This is a genomic window from Martelella sp. FLE1502 (assembly GCF_053484255.1).
Genome location: NZ_JBAKFQ010000003.1, coordinates 184,069 through 208,087, shown reverse-complemented (window position 1 = coordinate 208,087; position 24,019 = coordinate 184,069). Strand labels below are relative to the sequence as shown.

Below are 24,019 nucleotides of genomic sequence, written 5' to 3'. Positions count from 1 at the left end.
AGGCAATGACGATGGAAACGCTAGAAGGCAAGGTCGCATGGGTCACCGGCGGCTCGCGCGGAATAGGTGCCGAAACGGCGAAGCTCCTCGCCCGACGGGGCGCTTCGGTGGTCGTCGGCTACGGCAATGCGCGCGACGAAGCCGAGGCCGTGGCCGATGCAATCACGCGCGCGGGCGGGCGGGCCGTGATATCGGGCGGCGATGTCCGCAAGAGCGAGACCGCGGATGCGGCCGTCAGCGCGGCGATCGACAATTTCGGCAGGCTCGACATTCTGGTGACGGCCGCCGGGGTCAACCACTGGTCGAAGCTCGAGGGCATCAGCGGCGAGGACGTGACGGCGGTGATGGACGTCAATGTCGGCGGGACCTTGCAGGCGATCCGCGCCGCCGCCGCCAGGATGACTGACGGCGGTTCGATCGTCACGCTCTCGTCGCGGTTCGCGCAGAATGTTCAGCCGGGCGTCGCGCTCTATGCGGCCTCGAAGGCGGCGGTGATCGCGTTGACCGAAGGGTTCGCCAAGGAACTGGGCGGGCGCGGCATCCGCGTCAACTCGGTCGCCCCCGGCCTGACCGAGACCGACATGACACGGCAGGCGATTGCCGAACGGGGCCACGCGGTCGCCGCCCAGACCCCGCTCGGCCGCGTCGGCCAGCCCGAGGACATCGCCCGCGTGATCGCCATGCTGGTATCCGAGGACGCCCGATGGGTAACCGGCAGAACCATCCGCGCCGACGGCGGGATCGTGTGATACCACCGTGCGCGACTTGAGCCTGAAGGGCTTGTCTTATGATTTCTTGTCATAGAAAAAGAGAGGCCCGCCATGCAGCGCATTCGCTTCGGTCGAACAGCCGAAGATCGCGGTCCCATAGCCACCGGCCTTCAAGGCCTTGGCGACATTCGGCAGGCGGTTGTCGATATGGGTCGAAAGCGTCGTCACCCCGTTCGCATGGTTATGCGTTCCCGTCAGGATTGCCGCGCGCGACGGCGTGCAGATCGAGTTGGTCACATAGGTCGCATCGCTCCGCACGCCTTCATCGGCCAGCCGGTCGAGGTTCGGCGTGTTGTTGATGCCCGCGCCATAGGCCGAAATGGCCCGCGAGGCATGATCGTCGGACATGATGAAGATGATGTTGGGGCGGGCCATGGTTTCACTCGACATTGTTCGTGGGGTCCGATGCCGGGCGACGTGGTGAAAGCCGCCCGGGATTGCCTTTATGTGGGAAAGAGAAAAACACTTCGCGTTCCGTCATCTTCCGGCACGGCCTTAGGAGCGCTGAGGACCAACCATCTTTTCGGATCGAGGCGGTTTCACGCGTAGCCCGCCGTGTGTCCGCCGGGATCGAAGGACATGTGCAGGCTGAAGACACGCGTCGCGCTGCGGCTGGAGGGTTCCAGGAGGCCGGCCTCGCGCAGGGCGGCGCGCGGCTGCTTCTCGTGGGTCGCCGGCTCGATGCAGAAGAGATTTGTGCCGTCCGTCGCGTTGCGCAGCGTCTGGAGACAGGGAAGCGCATCGCCGTCATATTCAAGTGTGTAGCGCGGCGGCGCCTCGCCATCGCCTGAAAGAACGACCTGGACTGGCCCCGAACCGGAGGGTCGGGTGCGGATGCCATCGGGCGACAACGCATCGGGGACATCCTTGCCGGCAAGCGTCAGGCGCGAACCGGGGCCCGCCAGCGGAAAGCCGAAATTGATGTGGTACATTGCCATCAGCGGCAGCGATCCCGCAAGCACTGTCACGCGGTCGGTGAGCGTGAGTGTCCGGCCGCCGAGGGGAACAACGATCTCACGCTCCAGCCTGACGGTCGCCTGCCCGAGCACGAACTGGGTCGCCTCCGCCGCCACACGGAAATTGCAATCATCGCCATCCCAGTCGGAGACGCAAGAGACGATCTTCGCGGGCATGCGCGCCATCCGGCCATGCAGAGGATAGGAGCGCCCCTCATCCGTATCGGGCTGGCGGATGTGGTCGAAGCCGCAGGTCGACATCAGACCGGAGAGCGTCGTGTTCTCGCCGACGGAGTGGGTTCCGCTCATGCCGATCGGCCCGGTCCAGCCGAAGGGCACGTCATTGCACCAGACCTGGCCGATACCGCAGCACCGGTCGGGCAGGAGTTCCACACGCAGGCCGCCGCCGCTGTCGATCTGGATCAGGCGGGCGCCGCTCGCCGGGCCATCGGTTTCCGCAAACTGCCTGATGCCCGCCACCTTGGCGATGTCCGGGATCAACGCGGCGAGCTCCTCGCGCTTCCAGTTCCTGCCGTAGAGTTTCATGCTCGCCTCAGTTCAGCAGGTTGCGTCCATCTTCGGCGTCGAAGAGATGCCAGGCATCGCGGGCGGGCAGAATGGCAATGGTCTCGCCCTGCTGCGGCAGGCGCTGGCCGCCGGCATCGCCTTCGGCCGCGCGCACTGCAATCCCGGTTCCGCCAAGCTCGCCGAACACGAAAATTTCGTGGCCCAGCCACTCGATCACGTCGACGACGATATTGCTGCCGATGTCGCCGCCTGCCGGGACGATCTGGAAATGCTCGGGACGGATGCCAAGATCGACAGTCTGTCCGGCGCCGATCCGCTCGGCCAGCAGAGCGATGCGTTCAGGCGAGGCCGGCAGCGTCATCGCCTGCGGACCGTCGAACGCCACCTTTCCGTCCACAACCGAAACCGTCCCTCGGAAAATGCTCATTTCCGGGGTGCCGAGAAAGCCGGCCACGAAGCGGTTTGCGGGATTGAGGTAGAGGTCCTTCGGCGAGCCGACCTGCTGGATTCTGCCATGGTCCAGCAGCGCGATGCGATCGGCCATCGTCATCGCCTCGACCTGATCGTGGGTCACGAAAATCGAGGTCGCGCCGAGCTTGCCGTGGAGGCGGCGGATTTCCAGCCGCGTCTGTGCGCGCAGCTTGGCATCGAGGTTCGACAGCGGCTCATCGAAGAGGAAAAGCTTGGGATTGCGCACGATGCAGCGCCCCATCGCGACGCGCTGGCGCTGGCCGCCGGAAAGCTGTCCGGGCTTGCGCTTTTCCAGGCCCTCAAGGCCGAGCATGCTCACGGCTTCGCCCACGCGACGGTCGATCAGCGCCCGGTCCTCGCCCCGCATGCGCAGCGCGAAGGACATGTTCTGCTCCACCGTCATATGCGGATAGAGCGCATAGGTCTGGAACACCATCGCCATATCGCGGTCGGAGGGGTCGGTATTGGTGATGTCCTCGCCATCGACCTTGATTGTGCCGCCAGTGATATCCTCAAGGCCGGCGATCATCCGCAACAGCGTCGACTTTCCGCTGCCCGACGGGCCGACGAGGCAGACAAACTCGCCGGAGGGAATGGTGAGGTCGAGATCGGGGATGACGGTAAGGTTGCCGTAGCTCTTGCGGACGTTCTGAAGTTCGACTTGTGCCATAATTCACCTACTTGACCGCGCCGGCCAGAAGACCGCGCACGACGAAACGTTGACCGAACATGATGAGGACAAGCGCCGGCAGCATCGAGATGACCGAAGCCGCCGCCATTTCGCCGTAGCGAATCTGATGCTCCTGCGCGAAGGTGGCGATCGCCACCGGCGCCGTCATCGTATTCTGGTCGGAGAGGTTGAGCGAAATCGCGAAATCGCTCCAGGACTGAATGAAGGCGAGCGCGCCCGCAGCCGCCATTCCGCCGAAGGAAAGCGGCAGGATGATGCGCCGGAAGATCTGGCCGTAGTTGCAGCCGTCAAGCCGGGCGGCTTCCACGAGTTCGCGCGGGATCGCCAGCATGAAGCCGATCATCAGGAACATCGTCTGCGGCAGCATATGCACCGTGTGGGTTAGCACCAGCGCCAGGTAGCTGCCGTGCAGACCGGCCTGGGTGGCCATGACATACCACGACCCCACGAATGTCAGCGTCGGCAGCATGTGGAAGACCAGCGCCCAGCCGAGCACCAGGAACGTGACCCAGCGCGGCGGGTTAAGCCTGACGATCGTGAAGGCCGCGACCGTGGCGATCAGCAGGGTGAGCGCCGTCGCGGAAACGGCGACGATCGCGCTGTTGAGCAGGTTGGCGAGGAAGTCCGACTGCCGCGAGAACAGGATCGAGACGTAGTTGGCGTCGGTCACCGGTGCGACCATCTTGCCCATCAGGATGTCGATCGGTCGTTTGAACGAGTTCGACAGGATCCACACCATCGGCGCCACGATCAGCAGCGCATATCCCCAGGCGACCATGTCGCCGCCGGTAAACCTTCTGGTTCTCGTTTTCATGTCTTGCTCCTGCGCATGCGGCGGCTGCGGATGACGAGGTTGACCACAACCGTCAGCACCGCGACGGCCAACAGGGTGAGCAGAGACATCGCCGACCCCATGCCGACCCGGTCCTGACCGAAGAAGGTGCGATAGATCGAGAAGTTGATGACTTCGGTCGAGGTGCCCGGCCCGCCGCCGGTCAGCAGAAAGATCTCGTCGAAAACCTTGAATGACAGAACCAGTCTGAGCCCGAGCGTGATCAGGATGGTCGGCATCATCATCGGGATGATGATGTGGACGAGTTCCTGCCACTTCGATTTCACGTCCAGCCGCGCGGCCTCGAGAATCTCGTCGTCGAGGGTTTCGAGCCCGGTCAGCAACAACAGAAAGACGAAGGGCGTCCAGTGCCAGATGTCGACCCCGATGACCGAGGCGAGCGCGAAACGTTGGTCGCCAAGAAAATCGACCGGACCCAGGCCGAAGATGCCGAGAACCGCATTGACGATGCCGAAGTCGCGACCGAGCATCAGCCGCCACATGGCGCCGATCACGATCGGCGGAATGACGATGGGCAACAGGAAAATTGCGGTCAGCAGCCCGCGGCCGACGCCCGAGGATCGCCTGACGGCAAGCGCCATGGAGAACCCGATGATCATCTGGATCCCGACCGCGAAAACCGCGAAGATGATCGTGTTCTTCACGCCCGCCCAGTAGACGGGTTCGCCGGTGAAGAGCTCGCGGAAATTCTTCAGGCCGATGAAGCTGATGTCCGGCTGGCCGCCGCTCCAGTCAACGCTCGACAGGCTGAGGCCGGCGAGGTTGAACACCGGATAGATCGTGAGCACGACCAGCAGGACCACCGCCGGCGCGAGCGATGACACCTTCCAGATGCGGTTGGCCTTTCCGGCGCGGCCGATTTCAGACGTGCGTTTCTGCATGACAATGCCCCGAAGGTCCGGCCTGCGCCAAGGAGCACAGGCCGGAGCAGCTCAATTACAGATGGTTGGGCTCTTTGACGTCGTAACCGGCGTCCGTCAGGATCTTGTACATGTCATCGGCCGAAGCGTTAAGCGCCTCGGTCGGCGTGATCTCGCCGATGACGGCACGGTTGAGATGGACGGAGATCGCATCCTTGATCTGCGTGCCCTCGACCAGCGGCATGTTCATCTGAGCATTGGCCGCATTTTCGGAGAAGGCCGGAATGAAGGCGAAGGCCGGGTCGCTCGCTTGTTCGGCGTCGCCAAGATCGTCACGAACCGGAACGCCGCCGTCGAGCACGTAGTTGACCTGGTTTTCCTTCTCCAGGAACCATTTGAAGAAGTCCAGGGCCGCCTTCTGCTGGCTTTCCGGTACATTCTTGGCGATCCCGCCGACCCACTGACCGGCGGCCGACGAATGAATGCCGCCGGGGCCCGCCGGAATGAGGGCGGTTGCGATCTTGTCGGCGACGATCGAGCTGTTGGGGTCGGTGAGCGAGGAATAGGCGGCCACCACCGCGATCGCCTGCGCCGCCTTGCCGGTTGCCATCAGCTGGATCAGTTCGGCCTGTGCGATCGCGCCCGGATTGGGCGGCCCCGCTTCGTTGCCGAGGGCAATGTATTCCTCAAGCGCTGCGAGGCCCTCTTCGCTTGCAATGGTCGGCGTGAAATCGCCCTTGGCCGCATCGGCGAAGAACGTCGCCCCGTAGCTGAACAGGTAGGGCGTGAAGTTGTAGAGGATCGAATCGCGCGCGGCGCGCGGCACGAAGCCATAGATGTTCGGCGGATCGTTCAGGGCCTTGGCATTGGCCAGAAGATCGTCCCAGGTCTCGGGCACCTTGAGGCCGGCCTCCTCATAGAGGTCCTTGCGATAGTAGAATATCTGGACATTGCCGTTGGTCGGGACGGACAGCAGCGTTCCATCCGGATCGAAGCTGTGGGTTTCGGCATTCCAGTAGGTCGAGTTGCCGAAGGTCAGCACGCTTTCGGGCAGGCTGAAGTCCGGGTCGATCTCCTTGAGCGGCTTCAGAAAGCCGCCGGCGTAGATCTCGGCCATGCCGCTGGCATTCAGGTTGAGGATGTCATAATCGCCCTCGCCGGCGCGCAACGAGTTGCGGGTCTTCTCCAGCATACCCCCGAACGGCGTAACGTCGAGGTCGAATTGCGTGCCGGTCTCCTCTTCATAGGCATCCACCATGGCAATGAAACCATCGAGCCAGGGCGACTGGTTGATCAGCACCCGCAGCGTCGTTCCCTCCTGCGCGTGGGCGGTTGCCGCCATTGTGAGCGTCATTGCAGCCGTTGCCGAAAGCGTCAGCATGCGTTTGCGTATGCGTTGAACTGTATCCATTGTCATTCTCCTCCCGTTTTAGTTGCGAACGAACGCGCCGGCGCCTCAAGCCCCAGCCACGCGTAGAAATCATCGGTGGCGTCGTGTTCTTTCAATATGCCCCTCAAGCCATCCTCGAGACGCGCCACGACAGCCGGATCATCGACAGGCGTCGACTGCCCCGGATCGTTGGTCAGGTCATAAAGCGATGTCCCGAACCGGCTGTAAGGATCCCTGTAAAGGCCCGGCCCGCGTTTTTCGGGCACGAGGCCCGGAACGCGCAGCACGGGGACGCCCTTGGTGAAATCGAGCGGCGGATGAAGGGTCGCCTCCGCGAGTTCCTCCACCGAGAACAGCGATTTCAGATGGGTCGGCATCAGCGTGTATTCTGCGGGCGCCGGGCCGTCGCGATCCGGCGGATAGCGGAAATAGGTGTGCCGCCCGTCGGTCACGCCAACCGGACCGCCATGCATGCCAAAGGCAATGATACGCTCCTCGTCATCCTCGTCCAGACGATCAAGGATCGGGCGGCCGCGCGTCTCCTTCGGCGCCTCAAGGCCAAAAATGTCGAGCATGGTCGGCATCAGGTCCGGCGTCTGCGTCAGGGCATCGATGCGGGTTCCGGCACGCTCGGCATGGTCCGGATGGTGCATGATCAGTGGGATGTGCGAAATCTCGTCGAAATAGGGCGGAATGTTCTTGCCCCACCATTCATGCTCGGACAGCAGGAATCCGTGATCCGTCGACAGAACCAGGCAGGTGTCCTTCCAGAGATCGTGTTCGTCGAAATAGTCGAGCAGCCGGCCGAAATGATGGTCGCACATGGCAACGAGGGCGCTGTAGTTCGCCCTGATCTCGGCGATCTCTTCAGGCGTGTTGGTGCAAGGCCCGTAGCGCGGCCAATCCAGGATTGGGCCGTCGTAATCGGTCGGCAGCGCCTTGCGGTATTTCTCCGGGACGTGAAACGGCTCGTGCGGATCGAAGCACTCGATCTGCAGCATCCAGTTGTCGGCATCGCGATTGCTATCAAGGAACTCCAGGCCCTTCGTAATGCATTGCGGGCCCGGGAAATCCGCCTCGTCGCGGATAAAGGAGCGGTTGATCTGGTGCTGCAGCCGGTTCCGTTCGCCCGGCTTGTTGTAGTGGAGATCGGAATAGTCCCGGGCGAAGCGTTCGAGCGGCGGCTCGACCACCGCTTTCCACGGGTCGAATTCCTGGCCGCGCACCAGGTCCCAGGTGCGGTAGCGGTTGTGGTAGGTTGCGCCGCCATCCTCGAAATAGTGAAAGTGGTCGGTGACGAGATGCGTGTAGACATTCGCCTTGTTCAGGATCGCGGGAAGCGAATTGTCGAAGGGTTCGAGCGGCCCCCACGAGCGATGCATGAAATTGAGCCTGCCGGTGTGCATGTCCCGGCGGGCCGGCATGCAGGGGAGACTGCCGACATAATGGTTGTCGAAGGTCATCGCGCGCGCCGCGAAGCGATCGAAATTCGGCGTCGCGACCTCGCGACCGCCATAGGCACCCAGCGCGCGCCGGTTCAGCGTGTCGAACAGGACAAAAACAAGCTTCATGTATGGTCTCCCTGCCGCGATACTAGACATTTGCCAATTCTTGAAAAATACATTCGGAGCGAATAGCGATAACCCTGAGATATCGCAGGCGCGCGCAACCACTGTCTCCGTCGGAGGAACGGGACTATTCCGGCAATGAGGCTTTTGATGATTTCAGGGCTTTGCGCGGGCCACTGAAGCGGGCAATTCCTCTCCCTCACGCAGCGGTTCCGTCCCCGCATTCAGAGACCGGATCATCTGCGCGATCGGCGCGAACTCTGCGGAACTCCGGTGAAAGGTGATGCCGGTCGGGATGCTCCAGCGGAAGCCGTCAAGCGCGACTTCCTTCAGGTCGCTCCCTTCAGAGGTTGCGCTGAGAGGCACCGGCATGCAGCCGATGAACTGATGCTCCGCAATCATCTTGAAGGCGATCTGCAAGGAATGGGATTCCAGCGCAACGCGAGGCTCGGGCAGGCCGCGGGCTTCGAAATAGTTACGGATCTGGATGTTTGCCTGCTGGCCGCTGAAAAGGCAAAGCCATGGATAGTCGAGCGTGTCAGCCGGCTCGACGCGATCCTTGAGGAACAGCGGATGCTGGCTGGAGGCGAAGATCGCATTCTGCTGCTGGTAGAGTTCGATGGTCTTAAACTCGGCGCCGAGATTGAGCGTGCCGCCCTCCGTGCGCGGAAGGCCGCCCGCGTAAACGCGGATATCGCCCGTTTTCAGCAACGGCAGCAATTCGCTGCCGACACCAGTTGATACCTGCACCTTCAGATGCGGGAAACGCCGGCGGAGATCGGCGAGCATGTTGGGGAAGTGAACGGAAGAATAGACGGGCCCGCCGCCGATGCGCATCGTCCCGCCAAGGCCCTTGGACTGCGCGCCGACCTCGACGATCGCAGCGTTCCATGCGGCCTCGACCTCGCGCGCGCGGATGTGCATCATTTCCCCTGCTTCCGTAAGCCGGACGCCGCGCGGCAGGCGCAGGAACAGTTCCGTCCCGAACGCCTCCTCCAGAAGCCGGATCGATTTCGTCAGCGCCGGCTGGCTAATGTTCATTGCCCGCGCGGCGCCATGAAAACTGCCGGCATCCACCACGCCGAGAAAATGCTGAAACCGCCAGATGTCGTGCATTACCGCTCCTCACTCCTTCTCTTGCCGCGAAGATAGATTGGGGCGGCAAAGATAACCAGAGGATATCGCAGGTATCGGTTTGAACAAACCGAACCGCATCCGCTTCAACTTGAAGGGTTCTTGCAGCAACATGGCGAGGCACCCACCGCAACGCTTGCCTGCCGCAACGCGGATTCCTCTTCCTCAACCGGCTTCGAGTTGATACCAGCGGTAGACCTCCGCCGGCGTATCGTGGACCTTGAGTTCAGCGATCATCAGCCGGTACAGGCTTTCGGCTATGGAGACGTCCTCAATCGGCGACCGCTGCTGCGGATCTGCCTTAAGATCGTAAAGTCGGGTGCCGGGGTCGGCGAAGCCCTTGCCGTCATTATGTGGCACGCGCTTGGCATCCCGACGCGCGTCGATCTTGAGCACCGGTACGCCCTTTGTGAAATCGAAACCTGGATGAAGCTGGGCGGTGCGCAGCTCCTCGATCGTAAACGGCGCCGTCATGTGGTTCGCAACGAGCGTGTACTCACTGAGCCCCTCGCGGGAAAGGTCCGGCGGATAATGATAGAGCACGTGCTCGCCGTCGGTCACGCCGATCGGGCCCGAGAAAACCCCGAAGACGGCTGCATCGCGAATGGCTTCCTCGCGCGCCAGGAGCGGCATGATGCTTTGTGCGGTCACCTCCGGCGGCGTGTCCAACCCGTGGATATCCATGAAGGTCGGCATCAGATCGGTCGTCTGCGTCAGTTGTTTGCGGCGCGTCCCGGCAAGATGTCCATAACCCGGATGATGGATCATCAGCGGAATGTGAGAGACCTCCTCGTAGTAGGGCATGCGGCACTTGCCCCACCAGTCATGCTCGGAAAGCAGGAACCCGTGGTCTGTGGTGAGCACGACGCATGTGTCCTTCCACATATCGTGTTCGTCCATATAGTCGATCAACTTGCCGAAATACGCGTCGCACATGGCGACGAGCGCCGCGTAGCTCGCGCGAATCTCCGCGATTTCCTCGGGGCTTTCGGTCACCCGGTCATAATGCGGCCAGTCAAGCACGCCGCCATTGTAGCCCGTCTCGCAGGCCGCCTTGAAGCGATCCGGAGCGTGAAACGGTTCATGGGGATCGAAGCACTCCAGCATCAGGAACCAGTCATCGGCCGCGCGGTTGCGGTCTAGAAACGCGAAGGCGGAGGCGAAGCAGCGCGGACCCGGAAAGTCCTCCTCCGCCACGATTATCTCGCGATTGATCGCGTGCTGCAGCCGCTTGTCAGGCTTTTCCGTATTGTAATGGCGGGCATCGAACTTTTCCCGGATCCGATCAAGCGGTGGATCGACCATGGCGACCCAGGGATCGTATTCCTGCCCGCGAATGAAATCGTAGCTCGAAAAACGCGTGTGAAACCCATGTCCGCCATCTTCGAAATAATGCAGATGGTCCGTGATCAGATGGGTATAGACGCCGCTCCCCTTCATGATCTCGGCAAAGGAATTGTCGAATGGCTCCAGAGGCCCCCATGAGCGGTGGGGGAAATTGAGGCGCCCCGAATGCATATCGCGGCGAGCGGGCATGCAGGGCAGCGAGCCGACATAGTGACTGTCGAACGTCACCGCGCGCGCGGCGAATCGATCAAAGTTAGGCGTCTTTACCTCGGTTCCGCCGTAAGCGCCGAGCGCGGCACGGTTCAGACTGTCAAACAGGACGAAAATGGTTCTCATGGATGCTCCTTCCCGCAGGAATATGACCGAGCTGTTCATGAAATGATAATGAATGTTCGTTGGAGCGTGATAACCGCAAGATATCGGCCCGCCTCGCCCGTTCACCCGACTGTAGGTCATTTCGGCCTCGATGCCGCCGATGACGATCACGTAACGCCCTTTCGATCCTGCATCCTGCCGCTCCACCTTGCCGCGGCGGCGGTCGAAACGGTGCGAGCTGCCTCGTGCGGACGGGGCTGGCCTTTTTGCCCGGGCTGGCATTCGAGCCCGTCCCGATCCCAGCCGCCCAGAGCGGCAGCGGCCTCGTACGTCGTCTGAAGGAAGTCCAAGAGCGCGACTTCGGGATCGGGAGACGATTGCTACCGGATGGTCGCCCATGACCGTTGTGGTCACGGACGGTCCGAACAGGTGGATAGCGGACACGACATTGATCATTATGCGGCCGATGCCTTCGCCGTCGCCGAGGCGCTCGACCCCAGGAATGCCATCCATATCGGTCACTCCACCGGCGGCGGCGAAGTCGCCCGCTATGTGGCCAGGCACGGCGAGCCCGCGGCCTGCGTGGCGAAGGCCGTGCTGCCGTACCGGCGCCAACGACCCGGTGACCGAGACAAATCGACACGGCGGTGCGATACTCTACCCGCAATCGCGTTTTGACAGATCGTACGACTGGGAGATTTGAGTGACCAATACGATACTCGGCCTTTCCGGCAGCCTGCGGGCTGCCTCATTGAATACGGCCCTGTTGCACGCTGCGAAGCAGTCCAGGTTCGGCAATGCACTTCATTGATTTTGGCGGAAGAGGTCGAAGCGCAGCCGTGATGGCGCTGGCCATTATCGCGCCCTGGGTCGCGGGCATTGCCGCGGGCGAAACCGCGCACGGCATGGTGGCATCCTTCGGGGCCTATCTGCTTGGCGTGTCGTTTCCCCGCCTTCCGCCTTCCGGCCGCGTTCCGCTGTTGCTCGGCTCGGCCGTCGCCATCAGTCTGTTCGCAACGCTGGGCGCTTCCGTTTCGCTGGGATCCGGCCTGTTTTTCGCCGGCGCGGTGATCGCGGCGCTGGCGCAATGCCTCGGCGAATTGAAGGGCGGCTATTTCCGCCTGCCGATCGCCCTTGGCGCGCTCGCCTATTTTCTCTCGGTCGGTCAGGTGCCCGCCGGAGGGGTTCCCGCCTATGGGCTGAGCTTTCTCGCCGGAACGCTCTGGGCCGGCATTTTCGTCAGTCTCGTCATTCCCTTGGCCGTCTCACCGCCCGAAACCGGCCGGCTCGCCCTTGCGGCGGATCCCGGCCAGCGGCGGTTTGCCGCCGGCATGGTCGGCGTTGCGCTCGCGGGAAGCGGCATCGCCAGCGTCCTGCCCGGCACCCATCCGTGCTGGCTTCCGGCGGCCGGCCTCAGGGTAATGAAGCCGACGCGGCAGCAGACGCTCTACCGAATGAAGGCACGAGGCCTCGGCACCACGCTCGGCGCGGCAGCCGGCGGGCTGATCCTCGGCCTGTCTCCCATCCCGTGGCTCCATGCTGCGCTTGTCGGCGGGCTCGTCTTCGCCATGCTGATGATCGGCGCCAAGAAATACGCGCCGTGGTCCTTCTGCCTGACTGCGATCGCCCTGGCCTTCAATCTGCAGGCGGATGGCAGCGTTCTCGCGATCACGGCGAACCGCGTGCTGCTGACCATCGGCGGGATCGCGCTTGCCGCACTGATATTGCCGCTGCTGGTAAACGCCAGAAAACCCTGAACCGTCCGGCGGAAAGGCTCAGGCGCCCTCGCCGCCCGTCTCATTGTCCTCCACCGGGATCAACACCAGCTTGCCGTGGAGCACATGACGCTCCGTGATCACGTGGTCGGCGAGGTGCTTCACCATGCGCGGCTCGCCCCTGAGGATCGAGACCTCCAGACAACGATCATGGTCGAGATGAACATGGGTGCTGACGATCGAGAGGTCGTGATCGTGGTGGAAGGTGTTCGTCAGCCGGCGCGCCAGATCGCGCGCCTCGTGGTCATAGACATAGCTCAACACGCCGATGCATTCTTCGACCGCGCCGCTGTCGACGAGGGTCTGCTGCATGCCGGCGCGCGTCAGGTCGCGGATCGCCTCCGAGCGGTTCTGATAGCCGCGCTCGCGAACGACCTTGTCCAGCTCGTCCATCAGATTGTCGTCGAGGGTTACGGTGACGCGCTGCATGGCTCGGTTTCCTTCGTTGCTCCGCCACGCCTTGATAGCCGCCTTCTCATATTTCGCCAACCGCCCCATCGGCCAAACGGGCAGAGAGAATCAAAGCGTGACGAGGCGGCCGGACAGGCGGGAGAGCAGGTGGCGGTCGTGGCTGATGACCAGCATGCCGAGATTGCGTTTGCGCACCGCGCCGATGAGGGCGTCCCATATCTGGGCCTGGGTCAGCGGATCGAGCGGCGCCGATATCTCGTCGGCCACGAGGTATCTTGTGCGGGGGCCAAGCGCGCGCAGCACCGCGACGCGCTGCAGTTCCCCGCCCGAGATTTCGTGCGGAAAGCGGTCGTACCAGCTCTTCGAAACGCCGAGCGCCTGCCGGGTCTCCTCGTCGGGCGTCCAACCCTCCGCGATGATCCGGCCCACCGTCCAGCGCGGGTCGACGGCGAAGATCGGCGACTGGTGGAGATATTGCACCGCGTTGTAGCCCTTCGCATGGGCCTTGCCATCGACCAGCACCTCGCCGGAGGCCGGCCTGTGGTAGCCGGCAAGAAGCCGCCCCAGCGTCGACTTGCCCGCCCCCGACCGGCCGGTAAGGCCGACGATCTCGCCCGGTCGGATGGCAATGTCGACCCCGTCAACCACCGGCGCACTGACGCCGTAGCCGAAGCGAACGCGTCTCGCCTCAAGCATGGTCGCCGCCTCGAAACGCATTCTGCGGCAGGGCCTGCCACAAGGTGCGGGCATAGGCTGTGTGCAGCCCGCCGCCGCCGCCCGAAAAACCGGCGGCGTCTTCCTCGCCCTCAAGCCGGCCATCGCGGATAAGGCAGACCCGATCGGCATAGGCAAGCGCCGAGGCGAGCGAATGGGTGACCAGCAGAACGCCCTTGCCATCGCCGGCGAGCTTGCGAAGCCGCGCCAGCACGATATCGGCATTGTCGTCGTCGAGGCCGCTGGTGGGCTCGTCCGCGACAATCAGGTCCGGATCGCCGATGGTCGCGATCGCCATCAGCATGCGCCGCGCCATACCCCCGGAAAGCTGATGCGGAAAGGCGTTACCCGCCTCCCGGCCGAGCCCGAACTGCGCGAGGGTCGCGGCAAGGCGGGCATCATCCGCCGCGGCACCCGACCGCCGCGCCGCCCAGCGAAGCTGGCTGATGCAGCGCGCCATCGGATCGAGATGGCTCACCGATTGCGGCATCAGCGCCATGCGCCGTCCCAGCAGGGCCGGCCGGCTCCCCTCGTCGACCACCCGGCCTTCGAAGCGGATCGCGCCCGAAGTGCAGGCATTGGGTGGCAGCACGCCGAACAGCGCATGGGCGATCAGGCTCTTGCCGCCGCCGGAAGCGCCGATCAGGGCAACCACCTCGCCGCGCCGCACGGAAAAGCCGATGCCGCTGACGACCGGCACCTCCCGCATCGAAAGCAGGCCGCTGTAGCGGCGAAAGCCGATGCCGAAATCGTGGAAGGAAAGAAGCGTCATGTCTCTGCCGTCCTTGGATCGAGAATCAGACGAAGGCCGTTGCCCACGGCATCGAAGCAGAGCACCAGCGCCAGCAGGCAAAGCCCGGGAAACAGGCCCAGCCACCATTTTCCGGCGGTCAGGTAGCGCATCGAATCCGCCAGCATCACGCCGATTGCCGGTCGCGTCGGATCAAGGCCGAACCCGAGGAAGGTCAGGCTCGCCTCGTGCAGGATCGCGTGCGGAAACATCAGCACCAGGCCGACCAGCATCTGCGGCAACAGATGCGGCAGGATGTGGCCGAAGGCAATCGACGCCCAGGACCAGCCGAAATGGCGGGCCGCGACGACATAGGGCGCCTGCCGGATCTGCAGCACTTCGGCCCGCAAGATCCGCGTCAGGCGCGGCCAGTGGGTCAGCGCGACCGCGAGCGTCACGGCAACCGGACCGCCGCCGAGCGCAAAGCAGATCAGGATCAGCAGCACCAGATGCGGCAGGCCGATGGCGGCGTCCACCAGAAGCGATACCAGCCCGTCGGCCCACTTGCCGCCGACGATGGAGACGATCGCCAGAACCGTGGCGATCAGCACCGAACAGGCCGAGGCCACAAGCCCGACCCAGAGGCTGGTGTTGAGGCCCTTCAACGTGCGCGCCAACATGTCGTGGCCCATCTGGTCGGTTCCGAACCAGTGCCGCCAGTCCGGCGGCGACAGCCGGGCGGCGAAATCGGGGGTAACGCCCGCCGGTCCCGCCATCTGCACGGCAAGGGGAACGAACAGGATCAGGGCCAGCCCGAGCGCGGCGACCGACAGCGTCCAGACCCTGTTGCCCATGCGCGGCAGGATCATCGGTTCCGGCGCCGGCGCGTGGAGGGTTTCAGCCATGCGCGCCTCCCGCCGTGAATTCCGCTTCCCGTATCCTCGGATCGACGCGGTGATAGAGCATATCGGCGATCATGTTGCCGATAGAGACGAACAAGGTGAGGAACAGGGTAATGGCGAGCAGCAGCGGCACGTCGCCGCGCACGCCTGCGGCCACGGCGGCCTGCCCGAGACCCGGATAGGCGAAGACCTGCTCGGCAAGGATCGAACCGCCAAACAGTTCCCCAAGCGAGGCGAACAGGATGGTGATCGCCGGCAGCGCCGCATTACGCACCCCGTGGCGGAGCACGACGTCCCATTTACCGGCCCCCTGGGCGCGGGCGTAAAGGGCGGCGTCAAGCTGCAGGATCTCCGCGATCTTGGCGCGCGTGTGCAGCGCGACCTGCGCCACGCCGAGCAAGGTGAGCGCCGCGAGCGGCAGGGCGAGATGCTGCAGCCGCTCGGCGAAGGTGACATCGGCGGGCACGACGCCGAGCGGCCCGGCGCAACAGACCGGCGCCCAGCCCAGTTGGACGGAGAATACGATCAGGAGCAGGATCGCGATCCAGAAGGTCGGCGCGGAGGAAAGGAAATAGGCGTAAAGCCGGATCACCCGATCGGCCCAGGAACCCGAATGCGCGCCCGCGACGACGCCGAGCGCAAAACCGAACAGGCCGGAAAACAGCCATGCCAGCCCGATAAGCGGAAGCGAGGTCCAGAACCGCGCGGCAATCACCTCGGAAACCGGCGCATTGTAGATCATCGAGTAACCGAGATCGCCATGCAACAGGTTGCGCACCCACAGCGTGAACTGTGCCAGAGGCGGCTGGTCGAGCCCCCAGCGCGCCGCGATCAGGGCGCGCTGCTCCGGACCGACGCGGGCGATATCGATGCTAAGATAGGCATTGATCGGATCGACCGGGGAGATTTTGGCGAGCGCGAAGGCGACCACGGCCACGACAAGAAGCACGGCCGCGAGCCGCGCGACACGCGTGGCCAACAACCTGGGGACGGAGCTCGAGCCAAGTCTACTCACACGTCCATGTCCATTGTTCGATCATCGCGGTGATCGGCCATCCATGGCCGTGCGGCTCGATCTGGGTCTCGCCGAGTTCGAGGCATTCATTGACGAAATAGACGTGATCGAGATTGACGAGCCAGGCCCAGCCGGCAAGGCCCTTGGCGGAGAATCCGGTCTCGCCGTCCCATTCCGCCGCCTGCCAGTCGGGATAGGACGCCTCAAGGCTTGCCGATTGCTGGGCATCGGCGAAATGGGCGTCGACGGTTTCGTCGGAAAAATAGCCGGGATTGTAGAATTCAATGCCGCCCCAGGCGGAATTATAGAGGCTGTAGACCTCGAGCGGGCTGTGGCTGCCCCAGCCGAACATCACCGGCTCTCGATGGTCGACGCGGCCGATCTGCTCCCAGGTCGCGCCCAGCGGCCGGGCCGCGATCCCGAGCGATTTCAACTGCGCGGCGGTGACGACGGCAAGCGCCTGACGCACGGAATCGGAGGCCGGATAATAGATGTCGAACGCAGCCTTCACGCCGTCGCGAACGCGGATGCCGTCATCGCCGACAGTCCACCCCGCCGCGTCCAGCAAAGCGCGCGCGCCATCCGGATCATAGACGACGGCGGCCTCGGGATTGGACCAAGGCAAACCGTCCGCCGGCCCATATGCCGGGCGACCATAGCCGTTCAGCGCCACCTCGACAAGCTGCTCCCGATCGACGCCGAGATTGACGGCGCGGCGGATGGCGAGATCGGACGTCACGGCGTTGCCCTCCGTCTCGCCATTCACCGCGCCGGGCGCGGTCATGGGAAAGGAAAGACCGCGATTGTCGACGGAGGGCACGATGACCTTGTGGAACCCTTCGATGTCGTCATCCGCCAGCAGCGCCGGCACGGAGACCATATCGACCTGACCGGTGCGGGCGGCGGCGAGACTGGTGTCCTCGCCCGAGAACACGAAGGTCAGACGTTCGAATTCCGGCTTCCGGCCATAATAATCCGGATTGGCTTCGACGATGAGCTGCTCCCCTTCCGTCCAGGAGACCATTTTGAAAGGGCCGGAGCCGACCGGGTTGCGGGCATAGCCGGGCCCATAGCCGTCCGATGGCACGATGCCCAGCGAATAGAAGTTTTCGGAAAATGTCACCCAGGGTCGTTTAAGGCGGATTTCCACCGTGAGATCGTCAACAGCCCTGGCGCTGTCCATCACCGTCAGATCGAGCGCGCCGCCTGCTTTGGCCGCCGCATTGTAGGTGAAGGCGACGTCCTCGGCCGAAAGCGGCGTGCCATCGCTGAAGGTCACGCCCGGTCGCAACGTGATGGTCCAGACCAGCCTCTCATCGGAAAGCGACCACGCGCTGGCGAGGTCGGGAACGGTTTCAAGCGCCGCATCGCGCTTCAGCAGGGTCGACTGAAACAGCGGATGGCCATAGCGCCCCCAGCCCAACAGCGGATCATAGCCGGTATCCGGCTCGCCGCCGATGGCGAGGATCAGCTCGGATTTGGCGGCGGCGGGGACCGCTGCGGCGAGCACGCCCGACACGATCAACACCCCCGCCCTGAAAAATGTCATGAAACGCCCCCGGTTCAATGCGTAAGCAGTTTAGTACGGGAGAGTATGACGTCAAGACAAAAACATCATACTTTTCCGGAGGCTATGGGAACGCCGCTTGCAGGAATCGGCACGCGGGACCGGACATTGCGACCGCCAGGGCCATTGGAAGACCATCCGGCGCGGACATGATGTATACGGATACCAGCGAGGAGGACACATACAGGTTTCCGGCACAAGATCAATCGGCTATGACGAGAGCTTCGGCTGGGCTGATCCCGTTGTCGGCGCCCGCGTGTTTTTCAACCTGACGGACCGGTTATCGGTTCAGGCCCAGGCCGATATCGGCGGCTTTGACGTCAATTCCGATCTGACGTGGTCTTTCTCCTGTCGACGGCGAACTATACCTTCACCGAGTACCTGTCATTTTCCGCAGGCTATAAGATCGTCGACACCGATTACGAAAAAGACGGCCATGTCTATGATATGAAGTTGAGCGGGCTGGTTGTGGGTCTTACCTACAGGTTCTGACCGATACTGGCTTGGTCGCGAATATCTGCAATTGGAGCGACAAGTCCCGTTGAGAACAGAATGATCCGGCCACCGTGCGCCGCCCTGGCGCATATGTCAGAAGGGGCCAGCATTATCAAATGAGCTCGGTCAACGCCTATGCCACCGGCTTAGCGACGCATGGTCAGTCAGACATGATTTTTGCAACGGAGACGCCTACTCCGCCTTGCCCGGCGACAGGCCCAACATGGCGGCGTACCAGGACGCCTCGGCGCGCGAGGAGATGCCGAGCTTGCGATAGATCGACTTGATATGGGTCGCCACAGTATTGCCGGAGAGGCCGAGCTGTTCGGAAACATCGACATTGCGCAGGCCGCGGCTGATAAGCGCAAGGACTTCCCGTTCACGCTCGGTCAGGCTGCCCTCCGGCGCGCCTGCCGGGCCGGTCAACTGGAAATGCTCCATGATGCGCCGCGCGATCGCCGGTGACAGAGCCGGGATCCCCTCGGCGAGCTGGCCGAGCTGCCGTATGATCAGTTCCGATGGCTGTTCCTTCAGGAGATAGCCATTGGCCCCGGCTGAAAGCGCGGCCACGATATGGGCGTCATCCCCCATGGCGGTGGTGATGACGCAGAGCGTATCCGCGCTTCGGGCGCGCAGGGCACGCAAGACCTCGATGCCCGTGCCGTCCGGCAGGCTGAGATCGATCAGCGCCACGTCATAATCACGTGCCACCGCAGCGGTGAGGCCGGCCTTCATGGTCGCCACCGCCTCGATCTCATGCGGGGCCGCAAAGGCCGCCTTCGCAATGCCGCTCAGCCATGCTCTGGCCTCGGCCAGGTCCTCGACAATCAGTATCCGGGTCATGTCGCCCTGCTTTCAGAAAGGGGAAAACGGGCGCGTACGACCAGGCCGGGCCTGGCATCGCCCATGACCAGCGTGCCATGAAGGGCGGTGACACGCGCTTCAAGATTGGCAAGCCCGTTGCCGTTGGTTTCGCAGCCGGGAGAAAGACCGCTGCCATTGTCACTCACATCGAGCAGGGCGATGCCGTTCTCGGTTGAAAACCGCAGCCTTATGCTGCTTGCCCCGGAATGGCGAATGGCGTTGCTGACGATCTCGCGAAGAATGGAACGCAGCGCATAGGCGATGTTCGGCGCCAGCATTGTGTCGCCGTCCTTGTTGCTGTCGCGCCAGTCGAGCGCGATATCGGCCGCCGCCAGCCGCTCCAGCGCCTCGATCCGGAGATCGGCCAGAACCTCTTCCAGCGTCTTGCCGCCGCGCGCGGCATTGTTGACGATGTCGCGCAGGTCAGCGATCGTTTCACGGATCAGCGTGTTCTTGCGCTCATTGGTCTCGCTGTGAAGCGCCGACAGAAGCTGCGCGCCCATATTGTCGTGCATGTCCCGGGCAATCCGCATGCGCTCTTCCCGCGCGCCCTTCTCCCGGGCATCACGGCTGGCGATCGCATGCGCGAGCATGGCGCAGATATCGGCGGCAAAGCGCCGGTCGCGCGGACTGAACAGACGCCGGCCGCGATAAGCATAGGACAGCCTCACCGGCGCGAGCCCGACAATGCGGGGAATGGCAAGCGCCAGTCCATCCTCCTCGATAGCCGGCTCGTCGGCCTCGCCCGCAATACCATCCGACAGATGCAGCGGCTGGAACGCCTCACTCAGGATCTGCCGCCAGCGCTCTTCCTGCACCGCATCCTTTGCCAGGGCCACGTCGACGATGCGGCCGAAAAGCGTCTCGCGATCGAGTTCGCCGCGCGGCATCAGTCGCCTTGCCATCCAGTTGCGGAACGGCAGATAGACCAACGCCACCACCAGCAGCGAAACGGCAAACGCGCCGGATCGGTCCATCGCCATGAACGAGATCAGGGCTGCATCAAGCAGCAGCAGCAGAACAAACGCCCCGAAATAGGAGAGGATCGAAAAGGCCCAGCCTTCCAGCTCGAACAGCCGATGGCGGGCCACGCCCACGGCGACGCCGACGAACAGTAGGCCAAACAGCACGAAGGCGTAACCCTGCGAGATCGAGGGACGCACGCCGAACAGATTTGGCAGAATAATGACCGAAACGAATGTGCCCGCGCAAAGCCCGACAGACAGGGCAAACCAGCGGATCGCGGCGCGCGCGGCGGGGTCGCGGCGACTGAAGAAATACTGCGCCACGGCACTGATGATGATGGCGGCCATCAAAATGACGACCGGCACATGCAAGGCCTCCACCGGACCGCGAAAAACGACCTGCAGGGTGTCCAGTATCCACACGCCCCCGACAACGATCGGCAGCAACCAGAGAACGCGGTTCGAAACCAGCCGGCGCGGATAGATCAGGAACAGCGCCAGCATGGCAACGCCGAAAAGCAGGGTTCCGAAATGGTTGATGGCGGTCAGCGCGCGGAAAAGACCGCCCGGCAAGGCCAGTTCGCGCGAGGAATAGATGGCTGCGGGAAAAGCTGAGACGGGGATAGACAGGCCTGCCACCGCCAGCAGCCATGCAGCGGCATCGTGACGACGCAGGCTCCAGACCCAGGCGCCGATCACAAGCGTGGCCAGTCCGGTGACGAGTTGAACCCAGAAGACCCCGGGCAGGCTCGTGAGCGGGCGATGCGCGGCGGGCTCCACCAGAACCTGCGAGGCCTCGGGTTCCGCCGTGGTTATGGCGACGAGCTCGCGGCCGATAATCCGGTTCAAAAGCGACTGTCTTTCGAAGAAGCGGGAAAGCGCCTTGTAGCTCTCGGCCACGTCCGGCTCCTCGACCAGGTCGCCCGGTTCGGGCATCATGTCGCCGATTGTGGCCACCGCCGCACCTGGCGGCAGCATGCGGGCGGGCCCGCTGGATATCGTCGAATCAATGCGGACAACGGCGGACCAGTCTTCGGCGGAAAAGGTCACGCCGAGCCACGGTCGGTCAATCGCCGCCAGAAGCGTGACCGCGGCCATGACGAGCCCGCAAAGCGCGGCAAGAACGAGAAAGGTAAATGGCGTCGGGTTCTTGAGCAAGTGAGGCTTCTCCGCGGGGGCCGGTTTACTTATCTCTATACCATTGCCAGACAGCTTCCCCCTCACCTGTTCAGGTGATGCCGCTCCAGCCTGCTCTCCGCTACTTCTGCGTTAGACAACATAGACTAACGTAAGGGCAATTTTTCAATGACGGCGAAGATATACAAGAGGTTTTTCCAGTCGACTGCGTTGGCCTCGCTATCGCTTCTTGCAGTAAACCCCGGCCACGCGCAGGAAACCGCCGGCATTTTGACCATCAACGCCGCGCAGGAAATCCGTTCCTACTACGGCGATCCCGAGGATCCGAACTACTCGTCGGCCCTGACCGACAGGCCTGAGATCGGCGGCATTACCGCTGACGGCAGCACATTTGTGGGCTCGGTTTATCGCAGCTATGCGCAGAGTATCCAGAGCGGGTTTATCTGGACCGCGGCGGGCGGCGTGCAACCGGTGGGCGACCGGCCCGCCAGTTCGCCGCTCATCCAGGCCGAATCCTACACGTCTTCCGATATTTCCGCCGATGGCAGCGTTATCGTCGGCAAGGCTGCGGGCGCTGTCTTCGGTCTGGCCGGCGCCTACCGCTGGACCGAGGCGGGCGGCTTCCAGTCGCTTGGCACGCTTCCTGACGGCATCTCCTCCAACGCAACGGCCGTGTCCGGAGATGGCAATGTCGTCGTCGGTTTCGACGGTTTTTTCAGCGGGGAAAGCTTCCGCTGGACCGAGGCGGGCGGCATGCAGAGCCTCGGCTTTCTGCCGGGCGGAGAGACCATAAAGACCGACCAGCCGACCGCAACCAATTATGACGGCTCGGTGGTTGTCGGCATCGCAATGACCGGCGACTACAAAAGGAACGCCTTCCGCTGGACGGAACAGAGCGGGATGCAGGCTCTGCCCACGCTCGACGACAAACTCACCGAGGCCAACGATATTTCCTGGGACGGCAGCATTATCGTAGGCAAATCCCGGAAGGGTTATTATGATCAGGCCGTTCGCTGGGTTGATGGCGAAATTCAATCGCTCGGCGGTCTCAATGGCGAAGAGGTATCCCTGTCTTCGGCCCTTGGCGTTTCCGGTAATGGGGCTGTCGCGGTCGGAACGCTCTACTCCCCCAACAGCGGTTTCCGCTGGACGGAAGACGGCGGCATGTTGACCGTTGAAGACTGGCTTACGGCAAGCGGCGCCGATATGCCCAAGAGTGCGATCACCGAAACAGCCGAAGCGACCAATGAAGACGGCTCGGTTGTGGTCGGCGTGACGAAAGACGACGAAGCCTACATCGCGCGCGGCGAGGGAACCGGCCCGACAAGCGGCAATACCGGCGGCGGCACAGGTGGTAATACCGGCGGCGGCACGGGTGGCAATACCGGCGGCGGCACAGGCGGAAATACCGGTGGCGGTTCAGGTGGCAATACGGGCGGCGGTAGCGCCGGCGGCGGCTCTGGCGGCAGCACGGCCGGCGGCAGCACGGGCGGCGGCGGCACAGGCGGGGGAGTCGGTCTCATCACCGTTACCTCGCTCGCCGCAAGCCTTGGCACCACGGCCACGGTCGCAACGGCAGCACTCAACAATCTCGGCATCATCGTCAACGGCGCCGGTTCCCGCCCGCTCGACCGGCGCGCACCCGCCGGCAAGTCGATCACCTGGGCAAGCGGCGACTGGGGCAGCGACGACCACGGCAACCGCGACGGCACGCTCGGGCTCGGCGAATTCGGCTTCGGCCATAATTTCGGACCCGTGCAGCTGAACGGCATTGTCGGCTATACCGGCCTCAACCAGAACACGATGTTCGGCGGCGGCACCGATGTCAACGCAGGCTATGTGAAACTCGAGGCCATGGGGCTTTTGGCCGGCGACGAAATCAGCGGCCTCTGGGGCGTCGTCACCGGCGTGGGTCTGTGGGGCGAGGCGGATATCACCCGGAACTACGTTATCAATGGCGGGGTCATCGACAGTTCCGCCGGCAATACCGGCACCGAAGGCTATGGCATCCGGGGACGTCTGGAGTGGGAAAACGCCCTGCCCTACATCTCGCCCTACGGCGAAGTCGCCTTCGCCAATACCTGCCTCAACGCCTATACCGAAACCGGCGGCGCCTTCCCGGCCGCGTTCGACAAGCTCTGCGACGATACAACGGAGCTGCGCTACGGCTTCGACACCACTGTTCCTATCAATGAGAAATTCAGCCTGATCGGCACGCTTGAAGGCGTCCACCGCTTTGAAAGCCACGGCTCCAACGTGACCGGGCAGGTCATCGGGCTCAGCGGCTTCAACTTCGCCGGCCCGTCCTATCAGCAGGACTGGCTGCGCGCCGGCGCCGGCTTCGAGGTCGACATTTCGGGCTCGACATTGTCGGTAATGGGCAATGTTACCACGCTCGGCGAATCGTCGAATGCGTGGCTCGCCGCCAACTGGCGCGTCACGTTCTGACGACAGTGACATGATGTCGGCGCCAAGGGTCGCCGCCGGCCAACAAAATCCTCCCGGAGGGCGGGCGCGTGATACAGGGTAACGCGCCCGCCCTTTTGCTGGACCTGACCGTT

The 24,019-nt window shown here is 63.5% G+C and carries 20 protein-coding genes and 3 pseudogenes; 5 read left to right on the top strand and 18 right to left on the bottom strand.

What is annotated here, in order from left to right; translation table 11 throughout:
• Positions 1–11 precede the first annotated feature (11 nt).
• Positions 12–749 carry an SDR family NAD(P)-dependent oxidoreductase gene (locus V6767_RS04185; RefSeq protein ID WP_448472287.1) on the top strand — a complete coding sequence of 246 codons (738 nt, stop codon included), beginning with the start codon at positions 12–14 and terminating at the stop codon, positions 747–749.
• A 99-nt stretch (positions 750–848) separates the two neighbouring features.
• Here V6767_RS04185 and V6767_RS04180 read toward each other — a convergent pair.
• The 10 genes and pseudogenes from V6767_RS04180 to V6767_RS04135 all read right to left on the bottom strand — a co-directional run.
• A pseudogene (locus V6767_RS04180) lies at positions 849–1,145 on the bottom strand (sulfatase-like hydrolase/transferase); the annotation flags it as partial.
• 164 nt (positions 1,146–1,309) lie between these two features.
• Positions 1,310–2,272: a DUF4432 family protein gene (locus tag V6767_RS04175; protein ID WP_448472286.1), complete on the bottom strand. Its 963-nt coding sequence runs from the start codon at positions 2,270–2,272 to the stop codon at positions 1,310–1,312.
• A gap of 7 nt (positions 2,273–2,279) precedes the next feature.
• Positions 2,280–3,395, bottom strand: a complete 1,116-nt coding sequence (locus V6767_RS04170; RefSeq protein ID WP_448472285.1) for an ABC transporter ATP-binding protein — start codon at positions 3,393–3,395, stop codon at positions 2,280–2,282.
• 7 nt (positions 3,396–3,402) lie between these two features.
• On the bottom strand, positions 3,403–4,230 hold the full coding sequence (locus tag V6767_RS04165) for a carbohydrate ABC transporter permease (RefSeq protein WP_448472284.1): 828 nt from the start codon (positions 4,228–4,230) through the stop codon (positions 3,403–3,405).
• Positions 4,227–5,150 (bottom strand): carbohydrate ABC transporter permease, encoded by a 924-nt coding sequence (locus V6767_RS04160; RefSeq protein ID WP_448472283.1) that lies wholly within the window; start codon positions 5,148–5,150, stop codon positions 4,227–4,229. The genes V6767_RS04165 and V6767_RS04160 overlap by 4 nt, the downstream gene beginning before the upstream one ends.
• A 55-nt stretch (positions 5,151–5,205) precedes the next feature.
• Positions 5,206–6,540, bottom strand: a complete 1,335-nt coding sequence (locus tag V6767_RS04155) for an ABC transporter substrate-binding protein (protein WP_448472282.1) — start codon at positions 6,538–6,540, stop codon at positions 5,206–5,208.
• A 2-nt stretch (positions 6,541–6,542) separates the two neighbouring features.
• The gene (locus tag V6767_RS04150) at positions 6,543–8,090 is read right to left on the bottom strand and encodes a sulfatase (protein WP_448472281.1); all 1,548 of its coding nucleotides are present in this window, start codon (positions 8,088–8,090) and stop codon (positions 6,543–6,545) included.
• 153 nt (positions 8,091–8,243) lie between these two features.
• On the bottom strand, positions 8,244–9,203 hold the full coding sequence (locus V6767_RS04145) for a LysR family transcriptional regulator (RefSeq protein WP_448472280.1): 960 nt from the start codon (positions 9,201–9,203) through the stop codon (positions 8,244–8,246).
• Positions 9,204–9,386: 183 nt separating this feature from the next.
• Positions 9,387–10,904, bottom strand: a complete 1,518-nt coding sequence (locus V6767_RS04140; protein ID WP_448472279.1) for a sulfatase — start codon at positions 10,902–10,904, stop codon at positions 9,387–9,389.
• A 146-nt stretch (positions 10,905–11,050) separates the two neighbouring features.
• Positions 11,051–11,233, bottom strand: a complete 183-nt coding sequence (locus tag V6767_RS04135; RefSeq protein ID WP_448472278.1) for a hypothetical protein — start codon at positions 11,231–11,233, stop codon at positions 11,051–11,053.
• 31 nt (positions 11,234–11,264) lie between these two features.
• On the opposite strand from V6767_RS04135, the pseudogene V6767_RS04130 reads away from it, so the two are divergent.
• Positions 11,265–11,483, top strand: a pseudogene (locus V6767_RS04130) (alpha/beta fold hydrolase); the annotation flags it as partial.
• 242 nt (positions 11,484–11,725) lie between these two features.
• On the top strand, positions 11,726–12,640 hold the full coding sequence (locus V6767_RS04125) for an FUSC family protein (protein WP_448472277.1): 915 nt from the start codon (positions 11,726–11,728) through the stop codon (positions 12,638–12,640).
• Positions 12,641–12,658: 18 nt separating this feature from the next.
• On the opposite strand, the gene nikR is transcribed toward V6767_RS04125, so the two are convergent.
• From nikR to V6767_RS04095, 6 genes are all read right to left on the bottom strand, one after another.
• The gene (gene nikR / locus V6767_RS04120; RefSeq protein ID WP_448472276.1) at positions 12,659–13,087 is read right to left on the bottom strand and encodes a nickel-responsive transcriptional regulator NikR; all 429 of its coding nucleotides are present in this window, start codon (positions 13,085–13,087) and stop codon (positions 12,659–12,661) included.
• Positions 13,088–13,177: 90 nt separating this feature from the next.
• Positions 13,178–13,765, bottom strand: a complete 588-nt coding sequence (locus tag V6767_RS04115; RefSeq protein WP_448472275.1) for an ABC transporter ATP-binding protein — start codon at positions 13,763–13,765, stop codon at positions 13,178–13,180.
• Positions 13,758–14,555 carry an ATP-binding cassette domain-containing protein gene (locus V6767_RS04110; RefSeq protein ID WP_448472274.1) on the bottom strand — a complete coding sequence of 266 codons (798 nt, stop codon included), beginning with the start codon at positions 14,553–14,555 and terminating at the stop codon, positions 13,758–13,760. Before V6767_RS04110 ends, V6767_RS04115 begins: the two co-directional genes overlap by 8 nt.
• Positions 14,552–15,418 carry an ABC transporter permease gene (locus V6767_RS04105; RefSeq protein ID WP_448472273.1) on the bottom strand — a complete coding sequence of 289 codons (867 nt, stop codon included), beginning with the start codon at positions 15,416–15,418 and terminating at the stop codon, positions 14,552–14,554. Before V6767_RS04105 ends, V6767_RS04110 begins: the two co-directional genes overlap by 4 nt.
• Positions 15,411–16,394, bottom strand: a complete 984-nt coding sequence (locus V6767_RS04100) for an ABC transporter permease (RefSeq protein ID WP_448472272.1) — start codon at positions 16,392–16,394, stop codon at positions 15,411–15,413. The genes V6767_RS04105 and V6767_RS04100 overlap by 8 nt, the downstream gene beginning before the upstream one ends.
• Positions 16,395–16,422: 28 nt before the next feature.
• The gene (locus tag V6767_RS04095; RefSeq protein ID WP_448472271.1) at positions 16,423–17,979 is read right to left on the bottom strand and encodes an ABC transporter substrate-binding protein; all 1,557 of its coding nucleotides are present in this window, start codon (positions 17,977–17,979) and stop codon (positions 16,423–16,425) included.
• 229 nt (positions 17,980–18,208) lie between these two features.
• Here V6767_RS04095 and V6767_RS04090 point away from each other — a divergent pair.
• Positions 18,209–18,489 (top strand): annotated as a pseudogene (locus V6767_RS04090) (hypothetical protein); the annotation flags it as partial.
• A gap of 195 nt (positions 18,490–18,684) precedes the next feature.
• Here V6767_RS04090 and V6767_RS04085 read toward each other — a convergent pair.
• Complete coding sequence (locus V6767_RS04085; RefSeq protein WP_448472270.1) at positions 18,685–19,335, bottom strand: response regulator; 651 nt, start codon at positions 19,333–19,335, stop codon at positions 18,685–18,687.
• On the bottom strand, positions 19,332–21,479 hold the full coding sequence (locus V6767_RS04080) for an ATP-binding protein (protein ID WP_448472269.1): 2,148 nt from the start codon (positions 21,477–21,479) through the stop codon (positions 19,332–19,334). Before V6767_RS04080 ends, V6767_RS04085 begins: the two co-directional genes overlap by 4 nt.
• A 147-nt stretch (positions 21,480–21,626) precedes the next feature.
• On the opposite strand from V6767_RS04080, the gene V6767_RS04075 reads away from it, so the two are divergent.
• Positions 21,627–23,906 carry an autotransporter domain-containing protein gene (locus tag V6767_RS04075; protein ID WP_448472268.1) on the top strand — a complete coding sequence of 760 codons (2,280 nt, stop codon included), beginning with the start codon at positions 21,627–21,629 and terminating at the stop codon, positions 23,904–23,906.
• Positions 23,907–24,019: the final 113 nt, after the last annotated feature.